Below are 16837 nucleotides of genomic sequence, written 5' to 3'. Positions count from 1 at the left end.
CGCTCGTAGCTATTGGCTGCGAGCGAGCGGTGTTGCGACCGTTGCGGCGCTTGCGGTGCAATTTGTGCAAGCCATAAGAACGCGCGCCTTTGACCTCGATGGGCCCGGTCGCGTGCTCTATTTCGCGCATGATACAATGTACCTCTGGGCCAAGGGACATGCCTGGGTAAAGCACTTCCCCTATGTCCTGATCTGGGTGGTACCGCTGGCAATCGCGAGCGCGTTGGTTCTTTGGGAAGCCTTTCGCCCCAATGGGCCGCTGAGGCGCGCCCACGCTGCCGCGATCCGGTTTTGTGCCTCCCGGCGGAAACTTCAATGGTTGCTGGGCGGCAGTCTCGCTCCGCGGCCTTTCGACGCCGAGGTTTGGCAAAGATGCCTTGACCCTGCGGACAACGGGACGCGACGCAAGTCCGGATTCTGCGCTACGGGTGATTGCACAGTCTCAGGAAGGGCTTTGGCGACAGGTGGCGGTTTCCGCTGGCGATGGCGCTGAGGTGCCAGCCTCCTCAATAATGCGCCTTTTTCAGCTTCTGCGAATGCGACTGAAGCTGGATGTTTCAGACCCGGCGGCGCATCTGCGCGCTTTGGAGGCGTGCGTGCTGTTTCCTGATGCTGCAGAAAGCCGCGCTTTGCGCAGGGATTTGGCGGCGATTTACGCCTATGCTGAAACTGGTACCCTGACGAAACCACTGCAAAACGTAGTCGAGACCCTGAATGCGGTTTCAGATATGAACGCATTTCAAGCGGCGGTGTGTGTAGCACAATCTGCCGCCGTGTTGAGGGCGGACCCGGAACGGCAGACTGATATCGCAGCCTTTGAAGCAGCCTGTCTCGTGCTGAAGGTTGCGGCGCTTGCCGCCGTGCATCCCGCCCCGCAAGCAAGCGCATTTCATAGCACCTGGATTGCAAAAAGCCTGGAGAACGAGGTTTTTCGGCGCGTTGCATTGCTGGCCGAAAAAATGATCTTCTTCGAACATTGGGCTCATCAGACGGAACCGCGACTTTCATGCTATCCAAAGGGCGATTTGATACCATCCGGATTGGATGCAGAGGCGTCCGCGTTGATTGATGCACCTGAAGCTCATGCCTGGAATGGTACTGGGGGTCAGCCATGAGCGAGCACCACAAACAGGCGCGGGCGAAAGCCCTCGAAGAAGCCTACGAAAATGACGCTCTGGAGGTGCAAAACGCCACCGTGCGGGAGCGGATTGATTTGCCCGTCGCGGTGCTTGCGCTGGCGGGCACCGTTTTGCTGGCCGTGGCCGGGTTTTTCGGAGCGCAAGCTATCGACCGATCAGGTTGGTGGGATCCGCCTGTTGTCCAGCCTCTGCCGGATGCGCGCATCCTGAACAATCTGCGAGACAGTGATGCGCCCTTCATTGGTGGTGGGGCGTTGGCGGATGGTGAAGGGCCGGTGATACTCATGCGTGACAACGGCCAGATGGCGCGGTTTGACGAAGAAACAGGCCTCGTCGAAACATGGGAGGTAACGGTCGACGAAACCGAGTTGCAAACCGGCATCGCCGCAGTGTCAGCAGGTTGTGGCAAACTCCAAAACACCGATACACCGTGCCCTGAGCCGGACCGGCTTTTCGTGCTGTCTGAAGGCGGCGGCATTGCCCAAAGCGACAACGGCACAGATTGGCGCGTGCGGCTGCGGGATACTCCGTGGATCGGCGAAGAGGGCAGTCCAGTCGAACAGGACGACGTGGAAGCCTGGGCGACAAGCGATGACGGTCGTTTTATCGCGATTTTCGCCGGAGCGCAGGGTTTTGCCGTCTTTGACCAACAAGACGACCTATGGCGCATACCCAAGAACACTGGGCGCCTGAACGCTGCCGCACAGGATGGCGCGGTTCATTTGCTGGCGCGAGGGGCGCAATTCTGGCTGGGGACAACGCAGGGGCTGGCCAGGGTACAGGTCAACAGATCAACGGTTGATTTGATTTGGTCGAACGACGCCTCGCTGCTCATTCGCGATCTCGATGTGACGCCTAACGGCGATTTGCTCGCTCTGACAGAGGGGCCGTGTGTTCGGGGCGGTGGGGTGGATTGCCTGTCCATCAGGCGCGTTTCTGATCCTGATCGCTACACTTTCCTCGCGGGTGAGGAGGAAAAGATTTCTAGCCTGTCCGCTACGACACTTCGCAATGCTGTCATGCAAGGCGGGCAGATCATTGTCGTCGATGAAGGCGGGCTTTTTGCCTATGACGGGAGCGCGCGAAGTTGGAAATCGCTGGCGACGGGCAGCGTGGATGCATACAGAATTGACGCCGCTTCGGACGCTGTGACCGCGACGATTGCGAACCGTCTGCTGGAGATCAAGGGCGGTGCGATCACTCTCGACCGTGAATTGGAGGGGGGACCATTTACGCAAATTGAAGTCACAGCGTCGGGCATGGTCCTCGGGCTGGCGCGGGACGGACAGGTTCGCAACCTGCACACCGATGCTGTGCTGGCCGGGCGCGAAGGGGCTGTCCCCGACGGGGTTGTTTTCCACGCCGGTGCCGCGCTTGGAACACGTGTCCTTTTGCTGAGCCAACGTGGGTTGTTGTTACATGATGTCGCCGCGCGGCAGTTCAAATGGGTCGATGCCGCCTCGTTGCCGCCGGAACTGCAACAGATGGTGAGGCCGCAGGCAAGGCTGCGCGCGGCCGGCACATGGATGTGGCTGATTGATCCGCAGTCAGGAAGTGTCTCTTCGGTAGCTTTGCGCGGCGTTTTTCCGGCCATCATGCCCGTGGTGTCAGACCCCGTGATCCTTGCCGGTCCGTTGCGATCATTTCACGCAGAGCCGGGCAGGCTGTTCGTTGTCAACGGTGCGGGGCGGCCGCTGGTGTTGACACCGGGACAGACGCAGCCGCAAGCCGCGTCGCAGGTCGGGCTGGCGCGGGCGGACCGGGGCGTGTTTCGAACGGCAACAGCATTTGATGGCGGGCTTGTTTTCGCCGACAACGCTCAGCTTTGGACCTACGACGTTGCAGATCGCACCTGGCAGGGTCCGGAAGCCGCCCCAAACGGGTGGCACATCGCTGACATAAGCCATAGCGACTCGCTGATTGTTTTGACCGCGAACGGCAGTGTCGTTCAAAAGCAGGGATCCGAATGGCAAACTTTGGTTGGTTCGGGAAACAAGGCCGAACTTGGTCTGAGCGATCTCACCGACGCTTTGCCCACAGCGGGAGGTTTTTACATCGCGGGGCGCGGGCAGGTTCAATTCTATGGAACTGGCGCGAGCGCGTTCCTGCCCGCCTATTCGGGCGGGCGCGGGGATGTCCGGTTAGTGCATAGCTTCCAAGGCCGCCCGATCTGGCTGTCTGGGCAGCAATTGCGCATCGGCGACGATCTCATGACACGGGCACCGGTTTTAGGGGCGTGGAACACCGGCGACGGCATCCTGGCCATGGCTCGAGCAAATACCGGCAGGCCGTTTGCGATGCATTGGAGTTTTCAGTCGTCTCAACCGGTTTGTACATTTCTGGGAGCAGACCCGCCTGCGGGGCGCGTCATTGACGCAGCGCTTTTGCCGGAGGGTCGTATCCTTGCGATGACATCCGGCGGCGTCGGTATCTACATGACAGATCAGCGGCGCTGGTTGCGTGTATCCGGCCTGCGTCCGACAGATACGATGCGTCTGCACATCACGGGTGGACATCTTTTGGTCGTCGATGCCAACTCGATACGTTCGCTGCCTACCTCGGCCATTCCAAACCGGAATAGTTGTGATACATCCGTCGTCCCCCTGAACTGGACAGTTGACGAGCAAGGCAGCTCAGCGACATTTGATCCCGCCCGCGGCGAAGCGGCTCTGCTGGCAACTGATGGGGCTGTGACCCGGTGGCGGGGCGGATCATTGTCTCTGGTCTTGCCTGCACCAACAAACATGGCGCGCAATGCCAATGCCTTTCAGCAGGCGTTGAGCACCACGGACGGGGTCGTCTTTACCGCCAAGGACGAACTTTTTCGGTACGATCTTTCCCGAAGGATTTGGCGGCGAATCCGTCTTGAAGGCGTGAGCGGTGATAGTTTGGAGGTTGATGTCGCGCCTTTTGATTCGACTACGGCCGGGATTACCGTCTGGACCGAAGCAGGGCACAGCTATATCAGTTCGTTGCAAATCAGTGGCGGCACCGTGAACCTCCAGCGGTTCCAGCCCGATGTTTTGCCCGTCGTGCGCACACCAGCAAACCAAATCCGCGATGTCAGCGCCCGTGACGGCAAGTGGATCATCTCGTCGGCCAATGCGTTGGAAATCACTAGTCCGGGCGCGGGGAAGCCGATTGCTAGCATCATTATTCCCCCCGACATCGCGGTGGAGCCGGTGCCGATACGTTTCGACCAGACAGACGCCGTCCATATTGGAGAGAGGCGCACCCCTGATCGCCTTTTCATCTTTCCCGGCAGGAACGGGCTGACGCGCGCTTCGGGCAAGTTGCTTTCGCAGACTTATGACTACAGCCCCGGAACAGATCGCAGCTGGGGAATTGATAGAGAAGGCCCGATACTCTGGAGGATTGCTGGCGATGGAAGGCTGCTGCGTTGTCCCATCGACGCGGGTGGCACAACTATCAACTGCCAAACGGTCAGCGCTGCGCCGCTGAAACTTGATGCCGATGATGTTGGGCGTGTCTTCGAGGGGCTGGGCGATGTGACATGGGCCTTTGTCGGTTTGGACCTCGTGCAGTTTGATCCGGCGTTGCGGCAAAGGGTGACCATTGAGGGACCTGAAGTGTCGAAGGGCTCGCTTCCCCTGATGTGGGAACAGCACCGCCTTTTGTGGGAAGCTCCTGGTAGGGGTTTGTGGCTACTCGACGCCCAGTCGGCGCGTAATATGCTCGATAGTGCCATACAACTCGCCGAGGTATCCGGACGGCTGCTGGCACTGACACCGGAGGGGTTGGTGTTCTTCGATGCGTTCGCCCCCACGGCGGCGCAGCCTGTCTCGGCAATTTCGTCCCTTTCGGCCATATCCTTTGATTGGGTTCGCGGGCAACAACTCGTCGGCATCGACGCGGACGGGTATGTTCAAGGCGAGGATAGTCGGCGTCTGTTTGATTTGCCTGTCCCGCAAGCCAGTCGAATTGCGGCGGTGTTGCTAGATACAAAAGGCCGGATCTGGGTGCAGCATGGCGATGGAAAACTGCGCGTCTTTAGGATGGACGCTTGCGAGATACCGCCCCACGATGCGACCCGGCCTTGCCTACGGGCCGTTACGCATCTTTTCAGCGACGATCCCGGCCTTGGCCGAATGCTGTCGGTTGAGGGTCGTGCGGTGCATTTTGAGGGGGGAAGCCTCGGCCATTCTGAAGCGGGTTTTGAGCCCTTTACAGGCACGCGGCCTGATTTCCGTTCTCTTAATCCACTGCGAGATGAACGAGCGACCTTTGTTCGCAGGATTGAATCGGCACCTGATGGGACGTCCGAACTTGCCCCATCCAATATTAACAGCGACGCTCGCAGCGTGCGAGACAGCACACAAGTTAGAGCCGAGCTGACTTCGCCTCAATTGCCCTTCGACGCCATGACAATCGGTTGGCTGTCGTGGGTACGGGCCAGCGGCACTTTTCAAGTCGCTTCCGCCGACCAATCCACTTTGCCCGTCCCTCCCGAGCAATTCATTCGTGACGGGCGAATGTTGCTGAATCACCCGGGTTTTGCCCGGCTCGCCGATGCGTCGGGAGCGATTGACTGGATCACGCCGCACGCGATCTGGCGTTTTTCTTCAAGGGATGCAAAACCGGCACTCGTTCGATTGATGGACCTGCCCCAGCCGGTGGGACTGGAAGCCGGGCGCATTCTGTTTCCCGATGGTCAGGGACTGGCCCTCGGGGCCACGACGCTGGACACCGATGTGAACGGTTCAACTCTGCGGTTCGGGGCACTCAGCATCGACACGACGTGGCGTGCGCGGAAGATCACATCTCAAGTGACGCGGGCGGATGGCTCCCAAAACGATGCCTTTGCGTCTTCTGGAGGGTTTTTTCACGACCAACGTCGCGGCATTGGCTGGAGCGATACGGGCCTCGTCATTGCAACCTTTGCGGGGATACTTCCAGCTGAAAGCTTTGCCTCAGTCTTGCCTCTGGCAGGTGGATCGATGCCAGTCCACCTGCGGCGCGTGAACACAGATACCTATGCGGAGCGTTCGGGAAGCTGGTGGCGCCTCGATGGTTCAGGATCGAACTGGGTTTCCGCCAATGACCCATTTATACGCCACACACTTGTGCAGACAGGGCGAACCACCTGGACGCTGGACAACGGGCAATTGAGCATCTCGGCTGCGGCCCCGTCGGACAACTGGCGGACCGCGCGTGATGGCCTTTCATTCCGCGCCGACCAGTTGGTCGCGCTGAGTGCCACGCCTCAGACAGTGGTGATCGGGACGGCCATCGGCACGCATAGCAAGACAGGCGGTGCGGGGATGGCAACGCTGGGCAATCCGGATGTCCCCGACGTGCCCGGAACGCCCTTCGATACGCTGGCCGTGATACCCGGGAACGACGTCATCTTCGCACGTACATCGTCAGGCCCGCCCGTGATCTGGGACAGGGCAGGTAAAACCTGGGCCTCGGCACCTGCGGACCTCAGGCCGTGGCGCGCGCGCCGCGCAGTGCAAACGCGGGATTTTGTGATTGACCTGGTAGCTGGGCAATCGCCGATTGCCCGGCGCAGGACTGGCCACCCGGACGGGACCCAACGCATGGCCCGATTTGAATGGCGGGCAGGGGAACGTATGCCGTTTGACCGGGCAAATGCGGTGCATGCTGAGGGGACACAGATTTATGTCGGCACAGACATGGGTCTGCGAATGCTGTTTCCGACCGCTGGCCCGCAACTTGTCGATCTGACCAAGCCAACTCTCAGCGTCGATGCCCGTGTTCAACCTGTGACCCGTTTGGGAAGACCTTCAAGGGCGCCCGATCGGTTTCTGGCCCGCGATGATGCGGGACGTTGCGCTGAGATTACCGCGCCGGATCAGATGGCCGCCTGTAGCGACCCGTCATTGCTCGACAATTTGCGCATACTGGAGAGCGATCTTTGGCGGTGGGACAAATCAGAGAGCGGTCTGAATGGTGAATATGTGCGGCGGGGCCAGCCACCCTTGCGGGTCACAAACAACCCGTCGCCGCACTGGCCACATGACACACTGAGGTCCCATGCCGTTTGTCTCGGTGGTCTGGTGGAGCTATGGTCAGATGGCCGGACGTGGCGCGAAGGGAATGTAACGCAGTCTTCTGATACGACCGGCTGGGAGACGCTGCACTGCCAGCCGGTTGATGCACCGCTGGGCGGAGGCAGGACACTGAACCGTGGTCTTTATTTGATCGGGGACGCGGGAAACGCTGCGCTGGAGCGCACGGCAGTAACTGCTTGGAATGCGGTTCAAGCACCGCTGGTCTATGGTGTCCGCGCAGAGGCAGAGGGTGGCTGGGCCTTTAGTGCCGGACGCCTTCGGATCAGGAGCAATGGTGCGACGGCGAGTACCTATGAACACCGCAGGGCCGATGACCATTGGTACGCCATGGGTTGGATCGGGGGCCTTCCGGCGATGGACACCACCCGCGGTGTTCTTGCCCATGACGCGGAAGTGGATCGTGTCACACCGCTCGGTGTTGTGCGCCACAGCGTCAGCAACACCCGTTTGAGCATTGACCCGAACGCCGTGCTATTTCGAACAACAGACCCTGCCGAAGGCCTGGATAGCTGCCGCATTGACCGGCTCGCGCGTCGGGATGGGCGCACGCACACTATTGCGCCAGAAACCGGTGCGCCGATCACCATTCGCTGTCGCGACGGCCGGGTCCTGACCGAGCGGGTCAACACGCCGGGCGATGTTGGCGCATTCCAGACCAGCGATGAAGATATCTTTGCCAACCGCACGGCCATAGACGAAACCGATGGCTGGCGCTGGAGCATGACCGACGAAACGCCGGGCCAGCGCCCCGACATCGAAATCACTTTCCGCGACAGTGATGTTTCGCTCTCCGCCGGACGTTTCGATCTTGACGATTACCGCGCGCTGGCCGTGCCATTCGAGAACCGAGTCAGCCTGGTTGCCGGGCGGGGTTTGTGGGAACATCGTGCAAATCGTTTTGCGCTGCATGAAGGTGTGCGGCCTGCTGACATTCCGAACCCAGAGGCCGTGACGCTGGCGGCGGGTGACAGGGCGCAAAGCGAGGGAACACCATTGCTGTGTCTTCAACGCGGCTCGGAAGCGGCTTTCGTGTCTTACACCGCCGCTGGAGAGCCCACACGCGTGGAGGATTGCGCGGATTGGCGCGGCCAGGATGCGTTGTTTGAATACCGTCAAACATCTGGCTCAGTCCCAACGGGGCTCGGTATCGCTGCCAATGGGCCGGTGATTACGCGCACGATTGCTGATGGCGTGTTTACCGACCGTATTGCCACGGGTTTGCCGCAGCCGCTCGGGAGCGGTGGCGCGATAATCTTTCCAAATCCCCTGGGTGCAGCACGGTTGGACGACGTCGGACAGATAACAGCGCTTTACAGTTATGCAGATGCGCTCGGTGTAACGACAATGGCGGGTGCGGGGCCGACCATTCTCACGCGTGGAGGCGCGCGCGCTATAAATCAGGACGGTACAGCGGATGGCTGCGAGGGGCTGACGAGCGCGTTGCAGACCCAGATACCCGAAGGGGCGAGACTTGACACGATATCACTGAGGGCGGATCGAACAGTCCATCTGCGCGGCACTGATGCCGACGGTCCATTCATCACCTCCATCCCTTGTGAGCCCGGCGGGCTGCGTGTTTTTGCAGACACTTTGGAAGTCGATAACCGCACGCGGGACCTGTCACAGTTGCGGGCGCTTCCGAACGCCACAGGGGCGCTGGTTGTCTCTCGGAGTGAAGACGGGGCGATTTCAATCGGCGATGGTTTTAGCCGCCAACTAAGCCTTGGACCAAGTATTGCAGGAACACTGCTTGGGACGTTTGCGGGTACGCAGCCCCGGGGAGTGGTCATTCTGACAGACGAGGAAGCCTACCTGCTCGACGTGGACGCCGCCTTGAGCGCTTTGGCAAAGACCACGCCAGTGGCACCAGTGCCGCCTGCACCAAAACTCGAGGAACAATCCGAGCCGGAACCGGTAGCAACGCCTGCGCCTGTAACCCAAACACCTGCCGAGCAAACTGAAACAACCAGGCAAGCACCCGCACCTGCTGAGTCCGAGCCAGAGGTAACCCAGCCGATAGTCCCAGAACCCCAACCCTCGCCAACACCGCCTTCAACGACGACGCCACAGGGAATTGATTTAGGCAGTGCTTCACCCTCCGAAATCAGAGCCATTCAAGATGCACTGCGTCAGCGCGGGTTCGACCCGGGGCCTAGCGACGGCATTGTCGGACCGCGCACCCGTTTCGCCATTCGGTCGTTTCAGAAAAGCCGAGCAGCGCCTGAGACGGGCGAGTTGACGCCTGCGCAGCTGCGTATCCTGTTGAGTCCGCCATGAACAAGGACGCGCAAAAAAGAACTTGGCGGCTGACGAAGTCCGGCGTTGTCAAATATCGGTTGCCGCGCCAAGAAGTTTCGCTGGACGGCCTGAACAGCTTGTCGAAAGACGTTCGCAACGGAATTCGGGCGACCCTGCCGGTTCTGCGATCGGAAAAGGGCAACTCAAAAGAAAATCGGACATTGTGGTATGATTTTAGAACTGCTGTCTGGCGATCTTCATCCGGGTTGGTATCGGAAGCCGACCTTAGCAATTCCACATCTTTATTGGAGAAACGGCTCGACGAGGCCGCAACAGACCTCAACCGTATACAACTTTTGCCTCAACTGGTGCACCAACGCGTGGTCGATTTAACACCAGTCTACGACAGCGGTTTCACATTCGACCGACCCCACCGAACGCCAAAAGCGCCCAAGCGAACCTGGCGTCGTGTGGACGCAGAATGGATAAGAGGTACCCTTGAGGCCTCGGCGATACAACCAAAGGCAAAGGACATGTTCGACATGGCCTGTGATCTGCTCGCCGGGATGGACAGGCCAAGAGAACTATTGTGGGAGCTGGATGGGCCTTCTGGCGGCAAGACACATGTATCGCTGTATTCAACCAACCACTTGCTGCATGCGGTGCCCTATGTTGTGCGCACGAAACTGACACTTGGCGTCGATCAATCCCGCAGCGTGGACGCGCCGACCAATCAGCGACTTATTCTGTTGAGCGAGCTGCTCGCCTTTACTCAGGCCGTTCGCTTGTTCGCAGCAGGGATAGCTGGAGACATGGTTCTGACGGCCTATGAAGTTGATAAATTGGATCAACGATCGGCACCAACATCAATTGTTCAATTTCAGATTAACTCTGGTGGCTGGTTGTCCGAACTTGGCAAGCTAACAACAATCCCGGTCGAAAGCGTACTTGGATTGTCAAATCATTGCGTGTCAGTCGCTTTGCCGGGAGACGAAAACTGGATTAACGGCCAAGCACCTACTCGAGCATTGTCATGATCTGCCCCAAGACACGACAAACCCGCCGTTCCGACACCCTGATGTGACTGCGGATGTGGTCGATGCAAGCGAGACGACGCGAGGGGCTTAGTAGTTTCCCCGTGCAGCTTTCGACAGGATCACATTGTCCAAAGTCAGATCCGAAATGCGGCTTGTGTGAAAGCTTCACAGCCTGAACAGGCGAAGCGCGGTCGCAACATACTCAAGTTCTTCGGTTACATCGGCTCTGACCTGCGACGGGATTTTCCCTCCACCTGGAACTAGAGTCTGACCCAACGAAGGGACGGACAATGAAGCGATCACGATTTTCGGAAGAACAGATCATCGGCATTTTGACCGAGCATGAGGTTGGCGCGACGTGCGCGGATCTCTGTCGCAAGCACGGCATGTCGGAAGGGACGTTCTACAACTGGAAAGCCAAGTTTGGCGGCATGACGGTTTCCGATGCGAAGCGGCTCAAGGCGCTTGAAGACGAGAACGCCTGGCTGAAGAAGCTGCTGGCTGAGCAGATGCTTGATGCGGCGGCGATGAAGGAACTGCTTTCAAAAAAATGGTAGGGCCCGCCGTGAAGCGCGCGGCCGTTGCGCATCTGCGGGCCCGGATGGGCCTGTCGGAACGGCGGGCCTGCCAGATTGTCGGGGCGGATCGGAAGATGATCCGCTACCTGCCGATCAGACCGCCAGAGACCGAGCTGCGTCAGCGGCTGCGCGATCTGGCCAATTGTCTGACGTCAGCGCTTATGGGTCCAAATAGGGTCATTTGCTAAGAGAGGGTTTGTTGCTCATCGTAGCCACCGAGGAGTGGACGATGAGAAAGACAACGAAAAGCCCTGGCGAGAAGATCGTCAAAGATATCAAGCGCGCGACGCGCAAGCATTATTCATCGGAAGAGAAGATCAAGATCGTGTTGGATGGCCTGCGTGGCGAAGACAGCATTGCTGAGCTGTGCCGCCGCGAGGGGATATCACAGGGCATCTATTACAAATGGTCAAAGGACCTCATGGAGGCCGGCAAGCGGCGTCTGGCAGGCGATACAGCCCGCGCCGCGAACACAGATGAGGTGAAGGACCTTCGCCGCGAAGCCCGTGACCTGAAGGAAGTTGTGGCGGAACAAACGCTGGAACTTCGCTTGCTTAAAAAAAGCATGCTGGGAGATGGGGGCGACCACGAATGAGGTATCCGGCATCTGAAAAGTTAGAGATCATTCGGCTGGTCGAGGAAAGTCACCTGTCAGCGCGCCTGACGCTGGCCAAATTGGGCATCCCCCGCACCACGTTCTATCGTTGGTACGATCGGTACCTGCAGCGCGGTGAGGCCGGATTGCAGGATCAATCTCCCAAGCCGAAACACGTTTGGAACCGCGTGCCCGATGACGTGAAGCGCAAAGTCGTCGACTTCGCCTTGACAGAGACAGAGCTGTCGCCCCGCGAGCTGGCAGTGACGTTTACAGATCAAGAGCGCTATTTTGTCTCTGAATCTACTGTGTATCGCGTGCTCAAGGCGCATGACCTGATTACCAGCCCGGCGTTCATAGTGCTCACCATGACGAACGCAGGCAAGTCCGCGCCGGGACCAATGTTTGCTTCGTCGAAGTCGGCATCGAACTCGGATTTGATACGACTTAGAAATATCTGGCTGGCCGCATCTGTCGCCGCTCCCTCGTCAGCGTAGTCGTCCCAATCTACATACTCACCAATGCGGTCGTAGCTTTCGTCGATCACGAAAATCAGAACTTCATCGGACTGTTCTTCGCGCTGAGGCGAGGAGGGTAAAGGTTCGTTAGATGACTTATCAAGAAACTTTCGAGTGCTTTCAATTAAGCTCCTGGCAACTCCTTTGCTTCTATCTGACTGGCAGCCAGGCTACCACTTCATTTGTCCAATAGCTTTCGAACAAGGCGAATGACTGCTTCCTGCCGTTCATCCTATTCGTCGCGCTGCTGCAGCGAATGACTGCTCCCCGCCCTACTGGTAATAACGACTGGACTTCTGAGCGCGGCGGAGCGGTACTGTCGACATAATATTCCGCCCGGAAAGTGCCGGGCTCCACTCAGTACAGGGCGAGGGATTGGCCTTTGCCCGCAGAGTGGAGAACCCAATGACTACAACCCGCAGTTCAAACAAAACTACCGGGGTATCAAGTCGCGTCAGCGTCAAACCCACGCGCCACGCGCAGCTTCGAAAGCTGCTGGCCCGCAAGTCCGGCGCATCAATTGCGCAGATCCGACAGGCCTTTGGCTGGCAGCCTCACACGGCGCGGGCTGCGATATCGGCACAGCGCAAATCCGGATGTTTGATCGTCCGCAGCGATACCGACAAAGGGTCGGTGTATCGGATTGTTGAAGAAAGCGGCAGCCAATGAGTGCCGGGCACCCCTGTGAACTTGGCTCCCGGATTGCCGAAATCGATGCGTTCGATCGAACTGAATGCCTTAATCGCTGGAGAGAGATGTTTGATCGCCCGACGCCTAAATACCTCTCGCCGCAGTTTATGAAGCGGGTGTTGATCTGGGAGGCGCAAAACCGGGCGCTGGGCGGCGTGTCCGTCAAAACCACCCGGCGCCTGAAACGGATCGCGGCCGACAAGACAGTTGCCACGATCGCAAAACCGGGATCGCATCTGATCCGCGAATGGAACGGTCGCACCTATCAGGTCGAAGTCACAGGCAGTGGCTTTGTCATGGACGGAAAAACCTGGCGCTCACTTTCCGCGATCGCGAAACACATCACCGGCGCACATTGGTCTGGCCCCCGTTACTTCGGGGTACAGTAATGCGTCGGATCCGCTGCGCCATCTACACCCGCAAGAGCTCGGAGGAGGGGCTGGAGCAGGATTTCAACTCGCTGGATGCGCAACGGGAGGCCTGTGAAGCCTATGTAGCCAGTCAGAAGCACGAAGGGTGGGAATTGCTACCCGACCGTTATGATGATGGCGGGATCTCGGGTGGACATCTCGAACGGCCGTCCTTGCAGCGGCTGATGCAGGCGGTGGACGAGAAGCGGGTGGATCAGATCGTCGTCTATAAGATCGATAGGCTGACCCGCTCTCTGGCTGACTTCGCCAAGCTGGTCGAGCGCCTGGATCAGGCGGATGCGTCCTTCGTCTCGGTCACCCAGTCCTTCAACACGTCCACCAGCATGGGGCGGCTCACTCTCAATGTTCTTCTGAGCTTCGCTCAATTCGAGCGCGAGGTCACGGCGGAACGCATCCGGGACAAGATCGCGGCCTCTAAACGCAAGGGGCTCTGGATGGGCGGGAATGTGCCGCTTGGGTATGAGGCGGATGGCCGGACACTGAAGATCGACCCGGACGAGGCAAAAACCATCACGGCTCTTTATGATCTGTATTTGGAGCATGGTCTCATCCGTATCGTGAAAGACCGCGCGGAAGATCTCGGCCTCAGGTCACGTCGGCGGATGCGCGGGGCGGGGCGCGTCTCCGGAGGCAAGCCATTTGATCGCGGACACATTCATCACATTCTGAGCAATCCGATTTATGCGGGGCGCATCCGGCACAAAGGGCAGGTTTACGAGGGACAGCAACCCGCGATTATCGAACCGTCCAGCTGGGATCAGGTTCAGCAGATGCTGAAAGACGGAGCCGCAAAGGCCCGGGGCACAAAGCGAAAGGCCACGCGATCCCTGCTGGCGGGAAAGCTCTTTGATGAAACCGGCGACCGACTGACGCCAAGTCACAGCCAGAAGAATGGCAAGCGTCTGCGCTACTATATCTCTAACAGGCTGGTGAAGGATCGGAGCCGGAAGCATCCGGATGCCTGGCGTTTGCCCGCGGAGCAACTGGAAGGGCTGATCGCGGATCTCGTCCGACAGCATCTGCAGCGCCCTGATAGTGTGACGCGTTTTATCCAAGATCTGGCCGCATCAGACGTCACCGCCAAATCAGCTAACCTGCACGCCATCCGGCAGACCACGCAATGTCTGCATCTGATCGAACGCGCTGACCTGAGCCCGGGAGAAGTGTCCGTTCGGTTGTGTCAGACCGAACTTGCCTCAGTTCTTAAATGTGATGCAGACCGGATTAACACAGAAGAACTGATCCTAACGTCGCCATTCCGGATGCGCAGGCGCGGCGTCGAGCTGAAACTGCATCTTGGGGACGCGCCACCGGAAGTCGATCTGACGTTGGTTCAGAACATTGTCAAAGCGCAGAGGTGGATGGCGATGATTATTGCCGGAAAGACATTCTCTGAGATCGCACAGGCCGAGGGCACATCAAAGCGCCGGGTGCAGGATATTGTTGATCTTGCGATGCTCGCACCAGACATCCTGGATGCGATCGCAGTTGGTGAGCAGCCTGAAGTTCTGACGTCAAACTATCTCATCAAATCGGGTTTGCCAGCGACGTGGTCAGACCAGCGTAAGCAGATCGCAAATCTGTAAGCCAGAACTTAGGCTTATTCCCCAAACTCGTACCGTCGGAATCGCAAACAGAGACTACGGCCTGAAACTGGCCCGATCTGTGCTCACGTGCGGGTCTCTGTTGGAAACCTCACAGCGCAAGCCTCGCAAAACACGCCACAATACCCGGGCAGTCTCTCGATAGCTGAAATCTTGTGAGTGTTTGGCTGGGATGGTAGGATCCGAACCTACGGTACACTGTACCAAAAACAGTTGCCTTACCACTTGGCTACATCCCAACTGTGGCGCGTTATCTAACGTGGCTGGATTCTTGGTGCAAGAGCGTAAAGTGAAAAAAGTGCCGCTTGCAGAGGGAATTCTCGACCAGCCCTGAGCGGGGCACCTTCATGTGCTCCTATTGCAGCGTCTCGTCCGGTTTCACGCCCCATAGATCAGATTTTCGAATCCATCCGCGATAGCCTGCGGATCGGATTTGGCACCACTCAATATCGCATTCCTGAACACGGGCGATCACACCAAGTTCAAGTTGGGCCACAACCATTGCGTCCTTGTCCGGCTGGGCCTTCATCTCGACCATGTCGGTTTCGATGATCGCAGTGCGGACCCCTGACAGCAACGAGTAGTGCATCCATCCACCTGCACCATCCCGGTCGCGGATGCGTCGCCAATGCCCATGCTCGGCAGTGATCTCCAGCGGTATATCCTTGCGCTTGAAAATCCAGTCGATGCGGTGGGTTCGGCTGGGACCGCGGCGCACGTTGCCTTCTGAGGCTTTCATTGACACGTAGCGCGGCAGGGGAAGCATGGTGACGGGGCCGCGATCTTGTGCGGCGACGCCCACGGTCTGGGCACCGGTCAAAAGCAGTGCGCAGAGAATATTGGAAACTCTCGACATAACTCGATTTTTGCCTGTCTATTTGCGCGGGGTTCTTGTGCCCCGTCCATTCCTGCGCCACTCTGACATCAACGCGCCATCGTGAAAAGAACTAGGAGGGTCTGCATGCCAACTGAACGCCTGAGTGTTGTCGTAACGCGACGCTTGCCCGAGGTCGTCGAGGCCCGGCTGGCCGAGTTGTTCCACACAACATTGCGCGAGGATGACACGCCAATGAGCCGCGAAGAACTGGTCAAGGCGATCCGGGATGCGGACATTCTGGTGCCGACGCTCAGCGATACGATTGATGCGGGGTTGATCGCGCAGGCGGGTGACAGGCTGAAGCTTATCGCGAACTATGGGGCAGGGGTCGATCACATTGATGTGGCCACGGCACGCCAACGTGGCATTCTGGTGTCAAATACGCCGGGTGTTTCGGCCGACGACACTGCCGATATGACGATGGCGCTGATTCTGAGTGTCACCCGGCGCATTCCCGAGGGATTGGCCTTGATGCAATCGGGAGAGTGGCATGGCTGGTCACCCACAGCCCTCATGGGAGGGCGCGTCGCGGGGCGGCGGTTGGGTATTCTGGGACTGGGGCGCATAGGGCAGGCGGTGGCGAAACGTGCCGCGGCATTCGGCATGCAGGTCCACTATCATAACCGCAAGCGTCTGCGCCCGGAGACCGAAGAGACGCTCGGGGCCACCTATTGGGAGAGTTTGGATCAGATGGTGGCGCGGATGGACGTGATCAGCGTCAATTGCCCGCACACGCCCTCGACTTTTCATCTGATGAACGCGCGGAGGCTGAAACTAATGAAGCCGGATGCGGTGATCGTGAACACATCACGTGGCGAAGTGATCGACGAGAATGCGCTGACACGCATGTTACGCGCAGGGGATATTGCGGGGGCGGGTCTCGACGTCTACGAGGATGGGGCCAATCCGCGCCTGCGAGAGCTGAAAAATGTAGTTCTGCTACCCCACATGGGATCGGCCACGGTCGAAGGGCGGATCGAGATGGGGGAAAAGGTTCTGGTGAATATCAAGACGTTCCAGGACGGGCACCGGCCCCCGGATCAGGTTGTCCCGGCCATGCTCTGACGGGCGGGT

The 16837-nt window shown here is 58.9% G+C and carries 8 protein-coding genes, 1 tRNA gene and 3 pseudogenes; 9 read left to right on the top strand and 3 right to left on the bottom strand.

All coding sequences use genetic code 11. The features are described from left to right. Positions 1-536 precede the first annotated feature (536 nt). Genes N7U68_RS03805 through N7U68_RS03795 form a run of 3 tightly spaced genes read left to right on the top strand, consistent with a single transcriptional unit; the run spans position 537 to position 10470 of the window. A complete protein-coding gene (locus N7U68_RS03805) occupies positions 537-1115 on the top strand; it encodes a hypothetical protein (RefSeq protein ID WP_263048275.1) in 579 nt (192 codons plus the stop codon). Then, on the top strand, positions 1112-9472 hold the full coding sequence (locus tag N7U68_RS03800) for a peptidoglycan-binding domain-containing protein (protein WP_263048274.1): 8361 nt from the start codon (positions 1112-1114) through the stop codon (positions 9470-9472). The genes N7U68_RS03805 and N7U68_RS03800 overlap by 4 nt, the downstream gene beginning before the upstream one ends. Beyond that, the gene (locus tag N7U68_RS03795) at positions 9469-10470 is read left to right on the top strand and encodes a hypothetical protein (RefSeq protein WP_263048273.1); all 1002 of its coding nucleotides are present in this window, start codon (positions 9469-9471) and stop codon (positions 10468-10470) included. The genes N7U68_RS03800 and N7U68_RS03795 overlap by 4 nt, the downstream gene beginning before the upstream one ends. A gap of 1 nt (position 10471) precedes the next feature. On the opposite strand, the pseudogene N7U68_RS03790 reads toward N7U68_RS03795, so the two are convergent. Continuing rightward, positions 10472-10617: pseudogene (locus N7U68_RS03790) on the bottom strand (IS3 family transposase); the annotation flags it as partial. 143 nt (positions 10618-10760) lie between these two features. Here N7U68_RS03790 and N7U68_RS03785 point away from each other — a divergent pair. The 5 genes and pseudogenes from N7U68_RS03785 to N7U68_RS03765 all read left to right on the top strand — a co-directional run. After that, positions 10761-11191 (top strand): annotated as a pseudogene (locus N7U68_RS03785) (transposase); the annotation flags it as partial. An 86-nt stretch (positions 11192-11277) separates the two neighbouring features. Further along, positions 11278-12008: pseudogene (locus N7U68_RS03780) on the top strand (helix-turn-helix domain-containing protein); the annotation flags it as partial. 558 nt (positions 12009-12566) lie between these two features. After that, entirely contained in the window at positions 12567-12830 is a 264-nt protein-coding gene (locus N7U68_RS03775) for a DUF3489 domain-containing protein (protein ID WP_263048272.1), read from the top strand. Further along, complete coding sequence (locus N7U68_RS03770) at positions 12827-13240, top strand: DUF2924 domain-containing protein (RefSeq protein ID WP_263048271.1); 414 nt, start codon at positions 12827-12829, stop codon at positions 13238-13240. The genes N7U68_RS03775 and N7U68_RS03770 overlap by 4 nt, the downstream gene beginning before the upstream one ends. Continuing rightward, on the top strand, positions 13240-14868 hold the full coding sequence (locus N7U68_RS03765; protein WP_263048270.1) for a recombinase family protein: 1629 nt from the start codon (positions 13240-13242) through the stop codon (positions 14866-14868). The genes N7U68_RS03770 and N7U68_RS03765 overlap by 1 nt, the downstream gene beginning before the upstream one ends. A gap of 182 nt (positions 14869-15050) precedes the next feature. Here the strand turns inward: N7U68_RS03765 and N7U68_RS03760 are convergent. Both N7U68_RS03760 and N7U68_RS03755 read right to left on the bottom strand, forming a co-directional pair. After that, positions 15051-15125 (bottom strand) — tRNA-Gln (locus tag N7U68_RS03760). Positions 15126-15241: 116 nt separating this feature from the next. Beyond that, positions 15242-15742, bottom strand: a complete 501-nt coding sequence (locus N7U68_RS03755; RefSeq protein WP_165192078.1) for an SH3 domain-containing protein — start codon at positions 15740-15742, stop codon at positions 15242-15244. A gap of 105 nt (positions 15743-15847) precedes the next feature. Between N7U68_RS03755 and N7U68_RS03750 the strand changes: the two genes are divergently transcribed. Beyond that, on the top strand, positions 15848-16828 hold the full coding sequence (locus N7U68_RS03750) for a 2-hydroxyacid dehydrogenase (protein ID WP_263048269.1): 981 nt from the start codon (positions 15848-15850) through the stop codon (positions 16826-16828). Positions 16829-16837: the final 9 nt, after the last annotated feature.

The organism is Roseovarius pelagicus (assembly GCF_025639885.1).
Classification (GTDB): Bacteria; Pseudomonadota; Alphaproteobacteria; order Rhodobacterales; family Rhodobacteraceae; genus Roseovarius; species Roseovarius pelagicus.
The sequence above is the reverse complement of the archived record's forward strand: the minus strand, read 5'-3'. Positions and strand labels throughout refer to the sequence as shown.